Source organism: Archangium gephyra (assembly GCF_042230915.1).
In the GTDB taxonomy this organism is placed as follows: Bacteria; Myxococcota; Myxococcia; order Myxococcales; family Myxococcaceae; genus Archangium; species Archangium gephyra_B.
Window position 1 is genome coordinate 8,612,319 of record NZ_CP102578.1, and the last position, 17,906, is coordinate 8,630,224.

The following is a 17,906-nucleotide window of genomic DNA, read 5'->3' on the forward strand; positions in this document are numbered from 1 at the left end:
ACGGAGAGGAGAGAGCCTACTTCGGGAGGCCGCCCCAGCGCTGGCGGGCCAGCTCGAGCGTCCGGGCATTCTCTGGCACCTGGCTCAGGAAACGCTCGCGGGCTCCGGTGTCGGGGATGTCACGGGCGCGGGCACGCACGCAGCGCAGTGCGTCGTGCAGGGCAGCGTCCCCCTCCCCGGCAGCCCCCTCCGCGAAGCAGGACTCCGCCAGCGCCAGGTGCATGGCCACCGCGAACGCCCCCGTGCAGTGCACCCGCTCCACGTCCTTCACTCCGAGCGCCGCCACCTGCCGGGCCTCCGGGGCGCGCCCCTGCGCCAGCAAGAGGGAGCCGAGGATCGCCCGCGCCAGGGTCAGATAGGACAGGAACGGCGCCAGCTGCTCACACGCCTGACGTGCACGCGTCTCGGCCTCGTGCAGCGCCCCCTGTGCCGCGTCCATCCTCGCCAGCATCGCGAGCCCGGAGCCCCACCGGAAGGACTGGGGATCCTCACTCCCCATGTACTCCCGCAGCAGGGAACGGGCCTCGTGCCAATGCTCCGGCTCGTGGCTGACGGTCAGCACCAGGGCCAGGTAGTGCTGGCCGTAGGACAGGGTGACCTGCTGCTCCGTCCGCCGGGCGATGTCCAGCACCTCGCGCATCCGCTCCATGGCGGTGGGCAACTCCCCCAGGAAGCCCAGGGCCAGTCCCGACAGCACCTGCAGGAGAAGCGCGTTGCGCTCCGAGCCCACCTCCCGGAAGTCCTTCATCCCCTGCTCCGCCACCTGGAAGGCCTGCCACGGGCTGGGCTCCATGAAGAAGAGGAAGTAGGTCCTCGTGAACGCCGTCCAGCCACGCGTCAGGGGATCGGACTCCGAGAGGCCCGCCCCCACCTCCAGGATGCGCTCCAGCAGTCCCGCCATCCGCTGGCGCTCGCCGAACCAGCTGATCGGCAGCGCCAGCAAGGCAACGGCCTCGACATAGGCGGGGATCGCCACGGGCTCCGGCGCGGTGCGCATCAGCAGCTCGATCAACCGGCCTCCCAGCTCCGGCTGTCCCTCATGGAGGCTCGCGAGCAGGAGCCCGGCCATCAACCGGCACCAGAGCGGGCTGCCCGCCGGCAGCTCGGGCAACACCGGGACGCCCAGCTCCAGCGTCCTCGAGAACTGATCCATCCAGAAGGCCGCCGTGGCCTGGAGCGCGCGCAACCGCGTCAGGGGCACTCCGGCCACCCCGCAGGCCAGGGCCGCCTCCACGCACCGCATCGTGCCCGGGAGATCATGCCGCTCGAAGAGCTGCTCGGCGGCCCGGGTGTAGAAGAGGGCGGCGCGCTCCGGCTGCTCGCCGAGCTGGTGGTGCGTGGCGAGCACCAGCGGCTCCGGCTCGCCCTTCTGCTCCAACCAGGTGGCGGCCAGGCGGTGGCCCACCGGACGATGGCTGTCGGGCACCAGGCCGTAGGCCGCGTCCCGCACCAGCGCATGACGGAAGCGGTACTCGGCCTCGGTGGAGAACCGGCTGTGCGGCCGCCGCTCGATGACTTCCTGCTCCTCGAGCATCCGCAGGTGCTGCGTCAGCGTCTCGTTCGCGACCTGCCGGCCCAACAGCTCCAACACGCCTCCCGTCCAGAAGGCACGGCCGAAGACGCTGGCCGCCAGCAACACCTGGCGCGCCCCCGGCTCCATCCGCTGCACACGCGCCTGGAGCACCGCCAACACCGTCTCCGGAGTCCCCTCCCCCCGCCCCTCGGCCACTCCGCGAATCAGCTCCTCCAGGAAGAGCGCGTTGCCGTCGGCCATCTCCACGGCCCGCTGCACGACGGTGTCCGGCACCTGCGGCCCCAGCACCTCGCGCACCAGCCGCGCCCCTGCCTTGCGGCTCAGCCCGTGCAGGGACACCTCCTGGAGGCGCCGCGACCAGAGGCCCGGGAAGAGCGTCTTCACCTCGGGCCGGGCCAACGCCAGCACCATGAAGGGGTGCTCGCCCAGCTCCCGCAGTGCCTCGTCCACCAGCGCCACGGTGAGCGCATCGCTCCAGTGCAGATCCTCCAGCACCAGCAGCACCGGCTGGTGGGCACACTCGGCCGTCAGGAAGGCCACCAGCGCCCGGCCCACCTGCGCGCTCATCAACCGCGGATCGCTCCGGGCCGCGTGCAGCCGGGGACTCCCCTCCTCGGGGAAGGGAATGGCGCACAGCTCGCCGAGGAACTCCACCGTCTCGCGGGCCCGGGCCTCCGGCAGGTACCGGGCGATGTGCTGGGACAGCCGCTCCCGGTGCTCCTCCAGGCCCCCGCCCTCGACGATCTCACACAGCCGCCGCAGCGCCTGGCCCAGCAGGCCGTACGAGGCGCCCGTGCTCATCGGATCTCCACGGCCCACCAGCACCAGCGGAGGCTGCTCCCGGCGCTCCACGCGGCGCAGGAACTCGTGGCGCAGCCGGGACTTGCCCACGCCCGCGGGCGCCGTCACCAGCAGGGCCCGGGCGGAGGACTCCTCGACACAGGCGTTGAAGGTGAAGTCGAGCAGGGCCAGCTCCTGCTCGCGGCCGACACAGGGCGTGGGCCTGCCCAGCAGCGGGCGGGACTCGTCCGCGCTGAGGTGCTCGCCTTGCAGCACGAAGGTGCCCGACTCCAGGCGCGAGAGCCGGAAACCCGCGCCGAGCAGCCCGGCGGTCACCTCGTCCATCACCACCCGCGAGGAGACGGGCAGCTGGCCCACCTGGCGCAGCAGCCGGCCCGCCCGGTCCATGGCCTCGCCCACCGGCAGCCGCTCGTTGACGACCCCCAGGCCCGTGGTCAGCACCACGGCGGCCTCGGGCCAGCGCTCCTTGAGGTTGAGGGCACAGCGCGCCGCCAGCGCCACCTGATCCGTCGCCGTGCCGCGCTCGGGCACCAGGGTGGCCACCAGCGAGCCATCCGCCAGCAGTTCCACCTGGGCGCCATAGGGCGAGAGCTCCGTGCGCAGGGAGTCGCGCAGGGCCACCCCCTGGTCCCAATCCGCCGTCTCCTCCTGGAGCATGACGCGCGGGGACACCAGCAGGACGCTGACGAGCTTCTGCTCGGCTCCCGCCAGGCTGAGGGGGCTCGACTCCGCCTCCGCCTGGGGCAACAGCAGCGCGGGCACCGACTCCAGCGCGGCGAGCGCCTCCAGCAGGCTGTCGGCATCCGGCAGCCGCCGCTTGGGGTCCTTGGCCATCATGCGGTCCACCAGCACCTGCAGGCCCATGGGCAGTCCGGGGCGCGCCTTCTGCAGCGGCGCCGGCTCGGCGAAGAGAATCAAGCCCAGCGCGGCGGCGAAGTGCGCCGCGGCGAAGGGCGGCTTGCCCGCGAGGCACTCGTACAGCACGCACCCCAGCGAGAAGATGTCGGCCGCGGGCGGAATCTCCCGCTGGCTGGAGGCCTGCTCCGGCGCCATGTAGCCCGGCGTGCCCACCACCGTGCCGGTGCCCGTCACCCCCACCAGCGCGGGCACCGCATGGCGGGCCAGTCCGAAGTCCAGCAGCACCACGTCCTCGGGCCGGCCCCCTCGCAGGAAGAGGTTGGAGGGTTTGATGTCGCGGTGGACGATGCCTTGCCGGTGGGCCGTAGCCAGCCCCTCGGCGGCGCGGCGCAGCAGCGACAGGACCTCGGAGAGACTCAGGGGCTCGCGCTTCAGGCGATGCGCCAGGTCCTCCCCTTCGAGCCACTCCATGGCCAGGTAGGGCTGGCCGGTCTCGGTGGTGCCATGCGCCACATAGGAGACGATGGCGGGATGGTGCAGCCCCTCGAGCAGCACGGCCTCGCGGTTGAAGCGCATGGCCGCCTGCGGGGTGGTGACGGCATGCAGCAGCTTGAGGGCCACACGCCGGCCGGTGGTGGCGTCGCTGGCACGGTAGACGGTGCCCATGCCTCCGCGTCCGGCCTCGCCCTCGAGCGAGAAACGGCCGGCGATCACCTTGCCCGTCGGAGCTGTCGTGTCGTGGTCCATGAGGTCCGCCGGTCCGCGGCTATCGCGCACCGCCACCATCCGGGCTCGCGGCGTCCGCACGGGCCCCGCGCATCCAATCCGAGCACAGGTAGGCGTAGACCCCCACCCCCACTGTCAGGGCGAAGGACACCTTGAAGAGCACCGACAGCTTCGGCGGATGGATCTGCGAGATGGTGCCCTCGATGAAGCCGGCGAGCACGAAGAGCACGAGCGTGCCGAAGAGGAGCTTCACCGCGGTGACGGCCTCCTGGCGCAGGGCCATGCCCCGAGGCAGCCCTCGCGGCGCCACCTGTCCCCGGGCGATGACGAAGCCCGCCGCGCCCGCGATGCAGATGGCGGTGATCTCCGGAATGCCGTGGGGGAGGATCCACGCCCAGAACCAGCCGGCCATGCCCTTGGCCGTGTACACCTGCGCGAGCGCGCCCAACATGAGGCCGTTGAAGAAGAGCATCAGCGCGGTGCCCACGCCCACGGTGATGCCCAGCGCGAAGGCGAGGAAGGCCACCTCGATGTTGTGCGTGAAGAGGAAGGTGGTGAACGCGGCCTGCTCCTGCGTGGACATGCCGTCGCCGGAGGCCTCGTTGGCGGCGCGCTCGACGGGATCCATGCTCAGGTGCTGCTCGGGGACGAGGTAGGGGGCGGCGTCCGGGTCCACGAGCATGCCCAGGTAGCCAAAGCCCAGGCCCGCCAGGAAGAGGAGCACCGAGGCCACGTACATGCGCCACTCGCGGCGCAACAGCGCGGGGAAGCCGCGAGCGACGAAACCCCACACGTCGGAGAACCTCGGCCGCTGTCCCGGGTAGGTGAGCGCGTAGGCGCGGCCCACCAGATCATTGAGGTACTCGCTCACGTCGGCCGAGCCGCCGCGGGCGCGCACCCAGAGCAGGTCGCTAGAGACGGCGCGGTACAGCTTGCCCAGCGAGCGCGCCTCCTCCAGCTTCAAGGCACGCAGGCTCCGCCCTTCGGCCTTGTCGAGCAGGGCCTCCAACTGCTGCCAGCGCGGCCGCCTCGCCTCGATGAACTCGGGCATCTCCATACATGGAGACTCTAAGCCATCGGTGGACGGCGCGTGACTACTGAGGCAGCAGGGCCCCCAGGCCGGACCAGCCCAGTGTCAGCTGTCCACTCCAACCGCCCCAGAGGCGCGCTCCGTCCGGGCCGAAGCCCCGGCGCACCGAGGTACCCAGCTCGAAGCCTCCGAGCTTCAGGCGGGCCCCCACTCCGGCCGCGAAGCCCACCGGGCCGGGCTCCCGGGGCGTGGCGTCCAGCAGCGCGTCGAGCCCGGCCCCGAGCGACAGCATGGGCAGGGGGAGGAACCAGACCTGATAGGAGCTGTCCCAGGTAGCCTGCGCCTGGCCCGGCCGGAGGGCATAGGCTTGGCTGGTGGAGAACGCCCAGCGCTCCCGGCGCATCCCCGCGAGCACGGCCGGACGCAGCCGCAGCCCCCGCGCCTCCTCGTCGAAGCGGGAGTCCGCCAGGGTGCCGTCGAAGGCCAACAGCACGCGGAAGTCCGGATGGTCCGTCAGCCGCACCCGGGCCGACAGCGAGGCGGACAGCGCCGTCGCGGGCAGACCCGCTTCACTCCCGCCCAGCAGCACGCCGGGACGCATCGCCAGCGCGGTGCCCACGGCCACCCGCTCGGACACGCGCCCCTCCACGGCGAGGGTGGTGCGTCCGCGGGCAACGTCCACGCCCGCCGGCTCCAGGCCGGGCTGCACGCGCAGCTCGAAGAGCCAGGCCTGCGGCATGAAGGCCGTGGGCAGCGGGGCCGCCTCCACCAGGCCGCCCGAGGGAGCGCCCAGCATCGGCATCAGCGCCACCTCCGCCTCGGCGGACTTCCCGGAAGGCTCGGGCTCCACGGCCACCGCCACCGGGGCCTGCTCCACGGGCACCAGCGCGTTGACCTGCTGTACGGGCGTCTCGCCCCAGAGGGCCTCCAGCGAGGCCAGGCGCTCACCGCCCCGCGTCCCCGGCACCGCGCGCGTCAACAACGAGCCATCCGCCTGACGCTGGAGCGGCTCGTCCACCTGGGTGCCGTGCAGCCCGCGCAGCTTCAACGCGGCGAAGGGGCCCTCCAGCGGCTTGCCCTGCTCGTCGAGCACCCGCACCGTCACCCGGAACGCGCCAGCCACGGGCTCCACGTCCACGTCCACGCGGGGCGGCACCACCGTGAGCGTCAGCTTCTCCGGGCGGGCCTCGGGAATCCCGCGGGGCAGCAGCTCCAGCGTGTGCGTGCCCACGCCCTCCACCCGCACCGGGTGCGTCGTGGGGACTCCATCGAGACGGAAGTCCAGCGACTCGGCGCCTTCCACCGCGAATTCCAGCGGGTACGCGCCCCGAAGGCCCTGGGGGCCCACCGTGCCGCGCTCCGTCTTCACGCGCATCACCTCCACCTGCCGCACGGCGGACGCCTTGCCCACCAGGCCCGCCGCGTCCACGGCGCGCACCCGCGCGAAGTACCTGCCAGGAGCCAGCACCCGGGCCAGGGACTTCAGCGGCTCCTGCGCCGCCTGCACCGTCTCCCCGTGCACCCGGTCATTGAAACGCTCGTCGCGCGCGAGTTCCACCCGGTACGACGCCGCGTCCTTCACCGGCGCCCATGCGAGCTCCTCGTCCACGCCCTTGTCGTCCAGCAGCAGCCGCACCGAGCGCACCCCGCCCGCCCACGCCGGCGCCTCGGGCAGCGGGCGCGGCTTCTCGGGCAGCTTCCCCTTCTCCACCCGCGTGCCGTGGTCCTTGGGTACCTGGACCTTCTGGCCCTGCGCGCTCACCTCGGCCTGCCCGTCGAAGACGGAGACGCGGCTCATCTGCTGCGCATCCACCCCCAGGTGCAGGTCCTTCGAGCGCGCGGCCACCGTGGCGGCCGGCATCTGCACGCCCACGGGCTCGCCGCGCAGCTCCGCCAGCGAGACGTTCAGCTCGCCCTGCAGCAGCTCCACCGCGCCGGACTTCTTCACCTTGTCCGTCGCCTTGGTGGCCTGGCCGTAGATGACGACGAGCGCGTTCTCGTTCATCTGCAAGCGCGTCAGGTCGCGGAAGGTGACCTCGGCGCCGGCCTCGCGCAGCGTGTTGACGGAGTCCAGCCGCCACAGTCCCTGGCCCGTGTTCGCCTGGAACCACTCCACCTTGCCCGCGCGCTTGGAGTTGACCTCGGGGCGGATGAAGGTGAGGCGCGCGTCGGGGTCGCCCTTGATGCGCAGCACCGTGCCCGGTACGAGCTGATGCGGCGGGGCTCCCATCTTGTTGAGCGCGTGCAGCTTCGCGGAGCCGGTGGTCGCATCGCCGAACAGCTTGCGCGCCACGCTTCCGCACGTGTCCCCGGGCTGCACCACGTACACGTCGTCATCGGCCGGCTTGGGAGCCTCGGCCCACGAGACGGCGGGCAGGCACAGCACCAGGGCGAGCGCCGTGACGAGTCCTCTAACGCTTGAGCTTCTGGGCACGCGATACCTTCCGGGTCAGATCGATTGGATCGAGCGGCAGGGGGACGAAGTCGAACAGTCCTCCCTCGAGCGCGCCCGTCACCAGGTCCCAGTCATCCGCGGGACCACACAGCAAAACGGGAGGGGAACCCGGGCGCGCGGCCAGGGTCCTCGCCCAGGCGAGCGACTCACGCCCGTCCGCGACGACGAGCAGCGCGCCGAAGGCCTGCCACGGCTCGGCCTCCGAGGCCACCCACGCCTGGAATCCACACGCGGCGAGCGACATCACCAGCGTGTTGCCAGCGGGCTCCTGATGTGTGGGAACCAGCACGGCCACGGGCGCGCTACCGGGCACGGGCTTGGGCACGGGCACCTCGTGCCGCGCCCGCCCGAGCCCCCGCTCCGTCTTCTTTCCCTCGCCCCGCTTCTTGGGCAGAGCGGGAGGCCCCACCGGCTCGGCGAGCACGGCCAGCAACTCCTGGCGCATGGCCGTCGCATCGGGCGGGCGAGCGGCGGGCAGCTTCTCCATGGCCCTGCGCACCAGGGACTCCAGGCGCTCGGGCACGGAGAGGTCCGGCCGCACCTCGTGGAACGCGGGCACCGGCTTGTAGAGGTGCGCGACGACGATCTCCGCCGAGGGCATCACCGGGAAGGGAGGGAAGCCGGTGAGCAGCTCGTAGAGCACGCACCCCAGGGAGTACAGGTCGCTGCGCCCGTCCGTCGGCTGCCCGCGCATCTGCTCCGGGGACATGAAGCCCGGCGTGCCCACCGACATGCCTTCCTGGGTGAGACGCGCGTGCAGCTCGCCCCCGAGCGCGGCCAGGCCGAAGTCGAGCACCTTCACGCGCTCGCCGCCCGGGTGGGGCTCCAGGAAGAGGTTCGCGGGCTTGAGGTCGCGGTGGACGATGCCCTGCGCATGCGCGGCCTCCAGCACCTCCAGCACCTGCACGGCCAGACCCACCGCACGCGGCACCGGCAGCGCGCCCTCGCGCATGATGAGGGAGTCCACCGTCTCGCCGGACACCCGCTCCATGGCGAGGAAGAGGAAGCCGGCGTCGAGCCCGTAGTCGTACACCTCCACCGAGCCGGGGTGGCGCAGGCGGGCGAGCACCTGGGCCTCGCGCTGGAAACGCTCGGTGAAGCCGGGGGCGCTGGCGACGTGCGGGTGCATCACCTTGAGGGCCACGTGGCGGCCCAGGCCGAGCTGCTCCGCCTCGTACACCGTGCCCATGCCCCCCTGCCCGAGCGATCGCAGGACGCGGAAGCGCCCGGCGATGACCGTGCCCGCCTGGAGCATCAGAGCGGCACCTCGAAGATGCGGGTGGCGGCGGTGCGGCCGTGCAACTGGCGCTCTCCGGCGGGTACCAGCTCCACGCCGCTGTCGCCGATGCGCTCGCGCGTGGCCTCGCTGACGAGGATCTGCCCCGGCTGGGCCATGGACTCGATGCGTGCGGCGATGTTCACCGTGTCACCGATGACGGTGTACTCCATGCGCTTCTCGCTGCCGACGTTGCCCGCCACCGCCGGGCCGGTGTGCACGCCGATGGCAAGCTGGATTTCAATGCCCCAGCGCGCGCGCCAGCGGCGGTTGCCCACGTCGAGCCAGCGCCGCAGGTCCTCGGCGGCCTGCACCGCGCGCAGCGCGTCGTCCGGGTGCGACTGGGGCGAGCCCCATACCGCCATGACACAGTCGCCGATGAACTTGTCGATGATGCCCCCGCGCCGCTGGATGATCTCGGTGGCGAAGGTGAACAGCTCGTTGAGCAGCGCGACGATGATCTCCGGTGGCTGGGACTCTGACAGCTTGGTGAAGCCCACCACGTCGGCGAAGAGGATGGTGACCTCGCGGCGTTCGCCGCCGAGCCGCAGCTGGTCCGGGTTGGACACGATCAGGTCCACCACGTCGGGAGACAGGTAGCGGCTGAGAGCCGCGCGCACCTGCGTCTGGGTGACGACCTCGCGCTCCTTGGCCTCCAGTGTCACGGCCATGCTGTCGAAGGCGCGGCCCAGGGTGCCCAGCTCGTCCCCGCGCCGGGTGACACGCTCGCCCACGCCACGGAAGGTGCGCTCGGCGAGGGCCTGCGTCGCGGCCACGAGATCCCGGATGGGCCGGGTGACCTGCCGGGCGCCGAGCAAACCGGCCAGCAGGGCCACCAGCGCGGCCACCGCGAACGCGGCGAGGATGGACTTGCGCATCTCCGACAGCGACGCGAACACCACCGAATGGGGCTGATGCACGACCACCGCCCAGCCCTGCTCGGGGATGGTCTCCAGCGAGCCGACCATCTCCAGGCCGTCCAGCTGGAAGTCCGAGACGGCGACCATGTGCGTACGGAAGGAGGAGTCGCCACTGAGCGCCGCGAAGAGGCCATGCCGGGACATGTCCTCGCGAGCGGCCACCCGGGCGGCGTCCGCGTGGAGCACGAGCCGCCGCTCGTGGTCCGCGACGAAGACATTCTCGCGCGAACCGAGGAACTTCTCACCCAGATCGCCCACTGAATCGCACAGCCTGCCGAGCTTCACCTGGGTGCCAAGAATGGCGCGCACGGTGCTGTTGTGGACGATGGGGTAGAAGGCCTCGAGCACCGGCTCCCCCTGCGTATTCGCGCGTACGGCCTGGAACACGAGCCGTCCGTTGGAAGCGCGGAGGGCCTCGAGGATCGCGGGCTCCAGCCGGGGGGCGCCCCGCGGGTCTGGCACCTCGTCCGCCTTCACGGTGGTGACGCTCTGGCCGCTCGGGGCATAGAGCGTGACGAAGTCGATGTTGTGCGAGGGCCCCAACCGGGGGCCGACGAGGGCGTAGCGTGTGGCGTCGTCGCCCAGCCCGGGCGCGAAGAGGATCTGGGAGATGCCCTCGAGGTCCTGCTCGACACGGGCCAGTTCATCCCCAACGGTCCGCTGGACGTCCCCGACGATGGAGCGGTGCAGGTGGCGGACGAGTTCCTGGAGGGACTTCTCGTTGGTGTCCACCATGCTCCACCCCAACCACACCAGGGGAGGCAGCGCGCAGAGTAGGGTGAGGAGGAACAGGCGGGTGAAGAGCGGGAGGCCTCGCGGGGCCACCGAGGTGCTCGTCTCGCCGGTGGAAGGAGGGAGATGCTCCGTGCCGCGCTCCGCGCTGCGAGTCTCCACTACGGGGACAGGGTTGGCTGCCATCGCGTATCTGAGGGGGCTCGGCGTTCCGAGGGACGTCGGGGGAGGAAGTCCCGGCTTATCACCCCCTGGAGGCGCGGAGCGAGCCCCGAACCGCTCCCGCTACCCGCCCGGTCCCTCTGCGGGGGGACGCTCCTGGAGCGAGCAGCCGGGCGCGGCGGCCTGGACGCGCTACACTCCCGCCCCCATCCCCGCTGAGAGGAGATCCGTCATGCGCATCGAGAAGACCGCTCCCGCCCGCTGGCTCGCGGCGCTCCTGTTCCCGCTGCTCACGGCCTGTGGCCCCACCGACCCGGGTGGGGTCCTGCAGGCCCTCGGCGAGTTCCAGGACGGCCTCATCACCTTCTACGACGCGACGGGCGCGGGCAACTGCAGCTTCCAGCCGAGCCCGGAGAACCTGGACGTGGCGGCGATGAACATCGGCCAGTACGAGAACAGCGCTGTGTGCGGCGCGTGCGTGGAGATCGAGGGCCCCAAGGGCAACCTGCGCGTGCGCATCGTGGACTCGTGCCCGGACTGCCCGACGCGGGGCCACCTGGACCTCAGCCGCGAGGCCTTCGCGAAGATCGCCAACCCCATCGACGGCCGGGTGAACGTGCGCTGGCGCATGGTGACGTGCGACGTGCAGGGCCCCGTGCGCTACCACCTCAAGGACGGCAGCTCGCAGTATTGGACGGCCATCCAGGTGCTCAACCACCGCCTGCCGGTGACGAAGCTCGAGTACTGGAAGAACGGCGCCTGGGTGAACGTCAAGCGCGAGAGCTACAACTACTTCGTCGAGCCCTCGGGCATGGGCAGCGGCCCCCTGAAGGTGCGGGTGACGGCCTCGGACGGGCAGACGCTGGAGGACACGCTGCCCGGGGCGAACTCCAACGCGACCTACGACGGGGCGGCCCAGTTCAAGGCGGGCTGAGTCCGCGAGCCCTCCCGGACTCCGCCTTGAGGCCCATTTCCTCCCTGCGCAGCAGCCCGGCCCAAGAAAGTCGCGGCGTCCGCTCCTTCTTTGCTTCCGCCTTCGCTGCGGCCTCAGGCGCGGGGCTCGCCTCTTGCGGCTTCGGCTCGACCCCCGCTCGGGGGAGGCGAGGTGTGATCCGAGACTTGGAAGTCGAGTGGAGTGTGCAACCCGACGATGCGCCGCAGGCGACTCGCGCATGAGCAAGGTGACGGGCGAGGCTCCGCCCGACACGGACATCTGAGCTGTTCTCCACGCTCGCCAGCACGGAGCTCATCAAGGATTGCCGCCACTGCCCGCCGACGACGGACATCTTCCGGCACTGGCTGTCGGAGCGCATCAGCGGCTTCCTGCTCGCGAGCTGACGCGCGCCCGCCCGGCGGTCTTCTAGGTCCGGGCGCTCAGGTGGCTGGCGGCAGCAGCCTTGGCCTTCGAGAACTTCCGTGCGTAATAGATGGCGACGCAGGCGGGCAGGAGCATGTTCCGAACGTGGCGCAACATCATCTCTGTGAGCAGCTTCAATCGCATGGTCTCTGTCAGCTGAGACTGCGCGTTGAGCGCCAGACGGTCTCGATCGAAGGCACTCGTATACACGATGACAGCCGCGACCAGATACCACGCGGCCCCATTCATCACCGGGCGTTTCGCGAGTCGATTGACAACCTGCGCCGCACCGATGAACAGAAGAAAGAGAATGACTTGTTCTAGCAAGTGCCCCCCCGAACAGGCTCGTCCACGCGAGAGCATTGCCCGGGAGGGAGCAGGTCCGCGAGGACTTCGCACTCGAGGTGTGCTCGCTTGAACGCTCCGGGGGAAAGGTCGAGGTCATGAAACTCTACGAAGAGCTGGCTGACTGGTGGCCGCTGGTCTCCCCCCGTCAGACTACGCGGAAGAGGCCGCCGAGTATGTCCGGCGCCTCCGTTCCGCCGAGTCCGGGCCCTTGAAGGAGGTGCTCGAGCTGGGCAGCGGCGGTGGCAACAACGCCAGCCATCTCAAGCGCGAGTTCTCACTCACCCTCGTGGGCCGCAACCCCTCCCAGCACTCCACCCCTGCCGTGCCTTCATTTCGGCTGACTGCTTGAGTCCGCTTCTCGCGACAACTCCGTCGACACGCACCGCATGGGCTGTAAAGCGTCCGGGGAGCGGTTCAAGGCGGGCTGAAAAAGTGAAATAGTCGGGGCCATGAGTCTGCCGGCACAGGGGGCCGTGGTCTCTCCCATCGCGCAACGCCGATTCGAGCTGGTGGGCCAGCTCTACGGACGCGCGTCCGAGCTGTTGCGCCTGGAGCCCGGAAGGCTGCGCTTCTCGCTGGGGGTGTCACTGGCGGAGCTGCGGGTGCCCTTCCACATCACGCCCGAGGCCGCGGCGCTCTTCCCGCAGAGCGCGCGCCAGCTCGCGGTGATGCTGCTGTCGCGGCACCGGGACCTGGTCTCCACCGGGGAGTTCGATCGCTTCCTGCTGGTGGAGGAGTACGCCACCATGCCCACGGTGCCGCCGACGCTGTCGCCCGGCACGGGAGGCCCGGACACGCGCGCCACCGCGGACCTCGCCACGCTCACGCACCCGCTGCTCACCGGCGGGGTGATGGCGGCCTGGCTGGGGCCGGGGGGTGGAGGACGCTCGCTGGTGGCGCTCGTCATCGAGCTGATGCGGCGGGCCTTCGTGGAGATGAAGGAGTCGCGCGGGCGAGAGGAGACGCCGGCGCTGGTGGCGCTGATGCTGTCCTCGCTGCTGCCGGGCGTGGAGGGCACGCTGCGCACGCTGGAGCTGCCCGTCGCTGTGCAGCGCCAACTGGTGACGTGCACGGCCACGGGCCTGTACCTCGCGCTGCGGCTGGGCGTGGAGCGGGCGGTGCGCGAGGCTCAGCCCTCCGGCGAGCTCGCCGCGCGCATCGAATCGGCGCTGGGGCCCATGGCGGCGCTGGGAGGCACGAAGCTGCTGCTGACGGGCGGCTCCACGCTCTACGGCTGTGAGCTGCTGGCGGGAGTCCCCGACGCGGACAAGCTGGTGGCCCAGTACCCCGGCGGCCTGCCGGTGGACACGGTGCGGACCACGCTGGAGCACGGGCTCTCGCGGGACGAGCTGCTGGCGCGCAAGGCCGAGCTGGCGGTGGGCATGAGCGCCCTGCGCGAGTCGCTGGTGCGCGCGGTGCGCCTGGGCGAGGGCGGCGGCTTCCAGGCGGCCCTGACGGAGTACCTGCGGGCGCTCGCCACGCGCCCCGCCGAGCTGACGGCCCTGCTCGCCGAGGACAAGGAGCGCAAGCACCTGGTGAAGGAGCTGCGGACCTACACGGACACGCTGAAGGGCCCCGCGGCCGAGGTGCTGAACGACGTGGCCGCCCGCCTCAAGGAGTATTCGGCGAAGGAGCCTGCGGCGATGGCGGGGCTCTCGCGCGCCAAGGCCCACGCCAGCTACGCGAGCGCCGCCACCGCGTTCGTCTGCGACGTATGGTTGGAGCGCTCGCAGTTCCCGCTGCGGCGCATGATGGAGGCGCGCACCGGCGAGGAGGTCGAGGGCGGGCTGGAGGCGGAGTACCAGGCCGGGCGGCTCTACCAGCTCTCCACGAAGCCGGGGCCGCTGCTGCGCTCGGCGGTGACTGCCCCAGTGGCGCACCTGTTCGTGGACGTGAAGGACTTCACCCGGCGCACGCAGCTGCTCGGTGGCGCGGCGATGGCGGACTTCCTGCGGCGGGAGTTCTACCTGCCCATCCTCGCCGACGCGAAGGCGCTCTACGGGGGCATGTCGCAGCTGTCCGACAAGGGAGGCGTCTCGGTCAACAACCTGCTCGGCGACGCGCTCTCGCTGAGTGGGACGGTGGACCGGTTGCTGACGCTCGCGGTGGGAATCCGCCGCCAGCTGGTGTCGTACGAGAAGCGCCTGGCGCAGGCCATCTCCCGCGAGCAGGTGGAGGCGGGGCTGAAGGCCATCGAGGAGGAGTACGAGCGCAAGCTGCAAGCGGCCCGGCCGGGGGTGCGCGTCATCATCCAGCGGGAGAAGGAGGCGGCGCTGGCGCGAGGCCGGGGCGAGGGCCTGGAAGCGGGCGTGTTCGTGTCCTACGGCCCGGCGCCGCTGGTCATCACGCTGGAGGACGACGTGTTCGGCCTCTCCAAGGTGGCGATCGCGGACCGCATCAACGAGAGCGCCCGGGGCACGGCGCGCTCGGGGGCGGCGCGGGCGAAGGCGGACGCGCTGCTCACGCAGGAGCGGCAGCGGCGGGGCAATCCCTGGCTGGCCCATCCCTGGCTGGTGTTCGTGGGCGCGCCGCTGTCCGTGCAGGTGCCCTACTCCGCCGAGGCCGAGGCCCGCGCGGCGCTGAAGGCGGGCGACCTGGAGGGCGCGCGGCGGGCGTTGGAGCAGTCGCTCAAGGACGCGCTGGAGGACGCCGCGAAGCAGGGAGAGGACGCGCCGGGAGACATCTACAACGCGGGCGTCGCGGTCTCCGAGGAGACGCTGCTGGCCTGGCAGGAGACGGTGGGGGATCAGCGCTTCTTCTGCCAGTTCGAGCTGGCGCCGGAGACGCTGCACCCGGACCTCCACCAGCGCTACTTCTTCCCGTCCGAGCCCATCAAGCTGACGGCGGGCTTCCACCCGACCGGCGAGCTGGCGGAGGTGTTCCGCTACGCCGGCCGGGTGATGTTCAAGGGACTCGAGCGCAAGGGCGGGATGGGCGTCTGGGAGCTGGTGGACGAGCACGGCGTGGGCCGGCTCTTCGCACGGCACCACGCCACGGAGTGGCTCCGGGCCCGCTGGCGCTCGGCCTGATTACAGCCGCTGCAGGGAGAAGCGCGAGCGGACCTTCATGCCGCCCATGCCGCCCGAGGACTGGTCCATGACCTGGGTGCCCTCGATGCGGACGAGCCGGCCGGCCGCCACGTCGAAGCCGGTGGTCACGTCCACGTCCACCTTCATGCCCATGGCCCCGCCCGCGCCGCCGCCCTTGCCCGGCTTGCCGCCGCCCATGTTCATCCCGCCCATGCCGCCCATGTTCATCCCGCCCATGGCCTGAGCGCCGCCCTCGTTCTCGTCACCGGACTCCACGTCGGCGCCGCCGAGCTCGCTCTCCTCGCCGGCCTCGGCGGGGACCTCGGTCTTCTGGGCCACGGTGGTGTGCATCTGGGCCACGTTGTTCTCGATCTCCGCGAGCGTCGTCGCCATGGCGCCCATGGGCGTGGTGACCTCGTAGCGGCCGCCCGGCGCCATGTCCCCCTCGGGGAGCACCATCATCTCGAAGATCTGCTTGGGGAGGACGTCCACGGCGGGATCCTCTTCCTTGATCTTCACGGCCTTGAGCGCCGGAGGCGGCGCCTTCTTCTCATCCATGCGCAGCGAGACGGTGCCGCTCTTCGGATCCACCGCGGCCACCACGTCCACGCGCGTGTCGCCCGCGGTCATCGAGGCGCTGGCGCCCCGGGGCCCCGCCTTCAGGTTGTGCACGCCCACCACGGTGCGGCCTTCCTGGACGTAGATCGTCACCATCTTGTAGAACTTCGCGTTGCCCTTGCGGTCCACCTCGGCCTTCACCGTCTTCGCCGCGGCGGGAATCTTGTCGAGCGTGGTGGTGCGCTTGTCCCCGCTGATCAGATCCATCTTCTCCAAGGTGAGCTCCACCTCGGCGGTGCCGTCCGGGCGCACCGAGAGCACCTTCTGGCTGAAGGTCGACTGGACCTTCATGCGCACGTTCATGCCGCCCTTGCCCATGTCCATGCCGGGCATCTGCATGCCCATGCCGCCCATGCCGCCCATGCCGCCGGGCATCTTCATCTCCATGGAGGTGTCATCTTCGTACTGGAAGCGGTGCACATCCCCCTTCTTCCACTGATAGTTGAGCTCCACGGCGGAAGCGGAGCCAGAGGCGAACAGCACCAGAGCGGCAGCGAGACTGCGAGCACCAAAACGCATGGGGAACCCCCTCCCAGGGGATGAACGCGGACCCAAGGGCCCAGCGCGTTCAGGGTGATTGTCGTGGATGGCCCTCGGGACGTCGAGCCGCTGGAAATATTCTAGACTGGGGCCGTGACGGACACGCCCGACACCCTCCTCGACGGCACGCACACCGTGCTCACGCCCGAGTACGTGGAATTCCGCTTCACGCTCGCGGGGCTCTACTCGCGCCTGCTGGCGTGGCTGATGGACGCGCTCATCGTCGGTGGCTTCACCCTGGCCATCCTCATGGGGCTGAGCATGACGATGTTCGCCTTCCCCGGCTTCGCCAGCGCGCTGGGCTTCGTCCTCTACTTCCTGGTGGACTGGGGTTACGGCATCGCGCTGGAGACCGCCTGGAGCGGGCAGACGGTGGGCAAGCGGGTGATGGGGCTGCGCGTCATCCAGCAGAGCGGCGTGCGCATCGGCTTCTACCACGCCGCGCTGCGCAACCTGGCGCGGCCGGTGGACAGGCTGCCCTTCTTCTACCTGGTGGGCGGAACGGCGGCGCTGCTGTCCGGCGCGCAGCAGCGGCTGGGGGACATGCTCGCCGGCACCATCGTGGTGCGCGAGCGCCGTCTCAAGGTGCCCTCGGCGCTCGGGGCCACGGCGGACGAGGGGCTGCTGGCGGATCCGCTCTTCGTCTCGCGGGTGAAGCGATTGAGCGCCGAGGTGCGGGAGCTGGTGCTCTCCGCGGCCCTGCGGCGCGAGGAGCTGCGGATGGAGGCCCGCCTGCGCCTCTTCTCCGCGCTCGGCACGAAGCTGCAGGAGCTGCTGGCCCTGGAGAAGCCCGCCCACCTCTCGGACGAGAAGTGGACGCTGCTGGTGGCCGCGGCCCTGCTGCCCTCCCCCGGCGCACGGCCCGGGGGCACGGCGCGTGCGGTGGCCTAGGACTAGAAGTAGACGGACGTGCCCGCCGACAGGATGAGCGACGTCTGCACCCGCTCCGTCAGCGACAGGTAGACGTTGAACTGCGCCCGGGCGCCCAGGCTGATGGAGTCGGACACGAAGACCTCGAGCCCCGCGTTGGGCCCCACGCCGAAGAAGTTCGAGTCCCCCTGCGGCTTGAAGACGTGCAGGTAGCTCAGGTCCGCGCCCAGGTAGGGCCGGATGGACTCCTCCAGGAAGAGGTAGCGGATGCCGAGCGACGGGGCCAGGCCCACCACCCGCTGCCCGCTGATGGGATCCTCCGGGAAGGCGATCTTCGTGAGGGAGACCACCTCGAAGCCGCTCTCGATGTAGAGGCTGGCGTCGAAGCCGATGAACACGGTGTCGTTGAGGCTGGCCGTGTTGTTGAACCGCATGTAGCCCACCGACAGGCCGAGGCTGCGGTTGGCGAACTGGGCGTGGGCGGGGGTGGCCGCGAAGAGGGCCGCCGAGATGCCGAGAGCGAGCAGAAGCGAGCGCATGGGCCCGGACTCTAGCGTCCCCGGGCGGCGGCTAAACCACTGAAACCGCACGGAATCTCCTGGCCGGGGGCGTTGATCCGGGTGGGGGGCCTCTCCTACACTCCCACCCGT

Annotated in this window: 12 protein-coding genes; 4 read left to right on the top strand and 8 right to left on the bottom strand. The window is 71.1% G+C overall.

Going from position 1 to position 17,906, the window contains the following annotated elements; translation table 11 throughout:
• Positions 1-16 precede the first annotated feature (16 nt).
• The 5 genes from NR798_RS33640 to NR798_RS33660 are packed head-to-tail and all read right to left on the bottom strand — an operon-like array spanning position 17 to position 10,518.
• Complete coding sequence (locus NR798_RS33640) at positions 17-4,000, bottom strand: serine/threonine-protein kinase PknK (RefSeq protein ID WP_375766625.1); 3,984 nt, start codon at positions 3,998-4,000, stop codon at positions 17-19.
• The gene (locus NR798_RS33645) at positions 3,960-4,976 is read right to left on the bottom strand and encodes a stage II sporulation protein M (protein ID WP_375766626.1); all 1,017 of its coding nucleotides are present in this window, start codon (positions 4,974-4,976) and stop codon (positions 3,960-3,962) included. The genes NR798_RS33640 and NR798_RS33645 overlap by 41 nt, the downstream gene beginning before the upstream one ends.
• Before the next feature lie 37 nt (positions 4,977-5,013).
• Positions 5,014-7,383, bottom strand: a complete 2,370-nt coding sequence (locus NR798_RS33650; protein ID WP_375766627.1) for a FecR domain-containing protein — start codon at positions 7,381-7,383, stop codon at positions 5,014-5,016.
• Entirely contained in the window at positions 7,361-8,659 is a 1,299-nt protein-coding gene (locus tag NR798_RS33655) for a protein kinase (protein ID WP_375766628.1), read from the bottom strand. Before NR798_RS33655 ends, NR798_RS33650 begins: the two co-directional genes overlap by 23 nt.
• Positions 8,659-10,518 carry an adenylate/guanylate cyclase domain-containing protein gene (locus NR798_RS33660; RefSeq protein WP_375766629.1) on the bottom strand — a complete coding sequence of 620 codons (1,860 nt, stop codon included), beginning with the start codon at positions 10,516-10,518 and terminating at the stop codon, positions 8,659-8,661. The genes NR798_RS33655 and NR798_RS33660 overlap by 1 nt, the downstream gene beginning before the upstream one ends.
• 208 nt (positions 10,519-10,726) lie before the next feature.
• Between NR798_RS33660 and NR798_RS33665 the strand changes: the two genes are divergently transcribed.
• Positions 10,727-11,428 (top strand): expansin EXLX1 family cellulose-binding protein, encoded by a 702-nt coding sequence (locus tag NR798_RS33665; protein WP_375766630.1) that lies wholly within the window; start codon positions 10,727-10,729, stop codon positions 11,426-11,428.
• Between the two features lie 426 nt (positions 11,429-11,854).
• Here NR798_RS33665 and NR798_RS33670 read toward each other — a convergent pair whose 3' ends face one another.
• Positions 11,855-12,178 carry a hypothetical protein gene (locus tag NR798_RS33670; protein ID WP_375766631.1) on the bottom strand — a complete coding sequence of 108 codons (324 nt, stop codon included), beginning with the start codon at positions 12,176-12,178 and terminating at the stop codon, positions 11,855-11,857.
• Between the two features lie 145 nt (positions 12,179-12,323).
• Here NR798_RS33670 and NR798_RS33675 point away from each other — a divergent pair, with 145 nt between their 5' ends.
• Positions 12,324-12,548 carry a hypothetical protein gene (locus NR798_RS33675; protein ID WP_375766632.1) on the top strand — a complete coding sequence of 75 codons (225 nt, stop codon included), beginning with the start codon at positions 12,324-12,326 and terminating at the stop codon, positions 12,546-12,548.
• 100 nt (positions 12,549-12,648) lie between these two features.
• Positions 12,649-15,228 carry a hypothetical protein gene (locus tag NR798_RS33680; protein WP_375766633.1) on the top strand — a complete coding sequence of 860 codons (2,580 nt, stop codon included), beginning with the start codon at positions 12,649-12,651 and terminating at the stop codon, positions 15,226-15,228.
• On the opposite strand, the gene NR798_RS33685 is transcribed toward NR798_RS33680, so the two are convergent.
• The gene (locus NR798_RS33685; protein WP_375766634.1) at positions 15,229-16,365 is read right to left on the bottom strand and encodes a hypothetical protein; all 1,137 of its coding nucleotides are present in this window, start codon (positions 16,363-16,365) and stop codon (positions 15,229-15,231) included.
• 114 nt (positions 16,366-16,479) lie between these two features.
• Between NR798_RS33685 and NR798_RS33690 the strand changes: the two genes are divergently transcribed.
• On the top strand, positions 16,480-17,277 hold the full coding sequence (locus tag NR798_RS33690) for an RDD family protein (protein WP_375766635.1): 798 nt from the start codon (positions 16,480-16,482) through the stop codon (positions 17,275-17,277).
• 2 nt (positions 17,278-17,279) lie between these two features.
• On the opposite strand, the gene NR798_RS33695 is transcribed toward NR798_RS33690, so the two are convergent.
• Positions 17,280-17,795 carry a hypothetical protein gene (locus NR798_RS33695; protein ID WP_375766636.1) on the bottom strand — a complete coding sequence of 172 codons (516 nt, stop codon included), beginning with the start codon at positions 17,793-17,795 and terminating at the stop codon, positions 17,280-17,282.
• Positions 17,796-17,906: the final 111 nt, after the last annotated feature.

Coding starts and splice junctions, on each gene's coding strand:
- NR798_RS33645 (WP_375766626.1), bottom strand. CDS start 4,976: ATGGAGATGCCCGAGTTCATCGAGGCGAGGCGGCCGCGCTGGCAGCAG.
- NR798_RS33655 (WP_375766628.1), bottom strand. CDS start 8,659: ATGCTCCAGGCGGGCACGGTCATCGCCGGGCGCTTCCGCGTCCTGCGA.
- NR798_RS33660 (WP_375766629.1), bottom strand. CDS start 10,518: ATGGCAGCCAACCCTGTCCCCGTAGTGGAGACTCGCAGCGCGGAGCGC.
- NR798_RS33665 (WP_375766630.1), top strand. CDS start 10,727: ATGCGCATCGAGAAGACCGCTCCCGCCCGCTGGCTCGCGGCGCTCCTG.
- NR798_RS33680 (WP_375766633.1), top strand. CDS start 12,649: ATGAGTCTGCCGGCACAGGGGGCCGTGGTCTCTCCCATCGCGCAACGC.
- NR798_RS33685 (WP_375766634.1), bottom strand. CDS start 16,365: ATGCGTTTTGGTGCTCGCAGTCTCGCTGCCGCTCTGGTGCTGTTCGCC.
- NR798_RS33695 (WP_375766636.1), bottom strand. CDS start 17,795: ATGCGCTCGCTTCTGCTCGCTCTCGGCATCTCGGCGGCCCTCTTCGCG.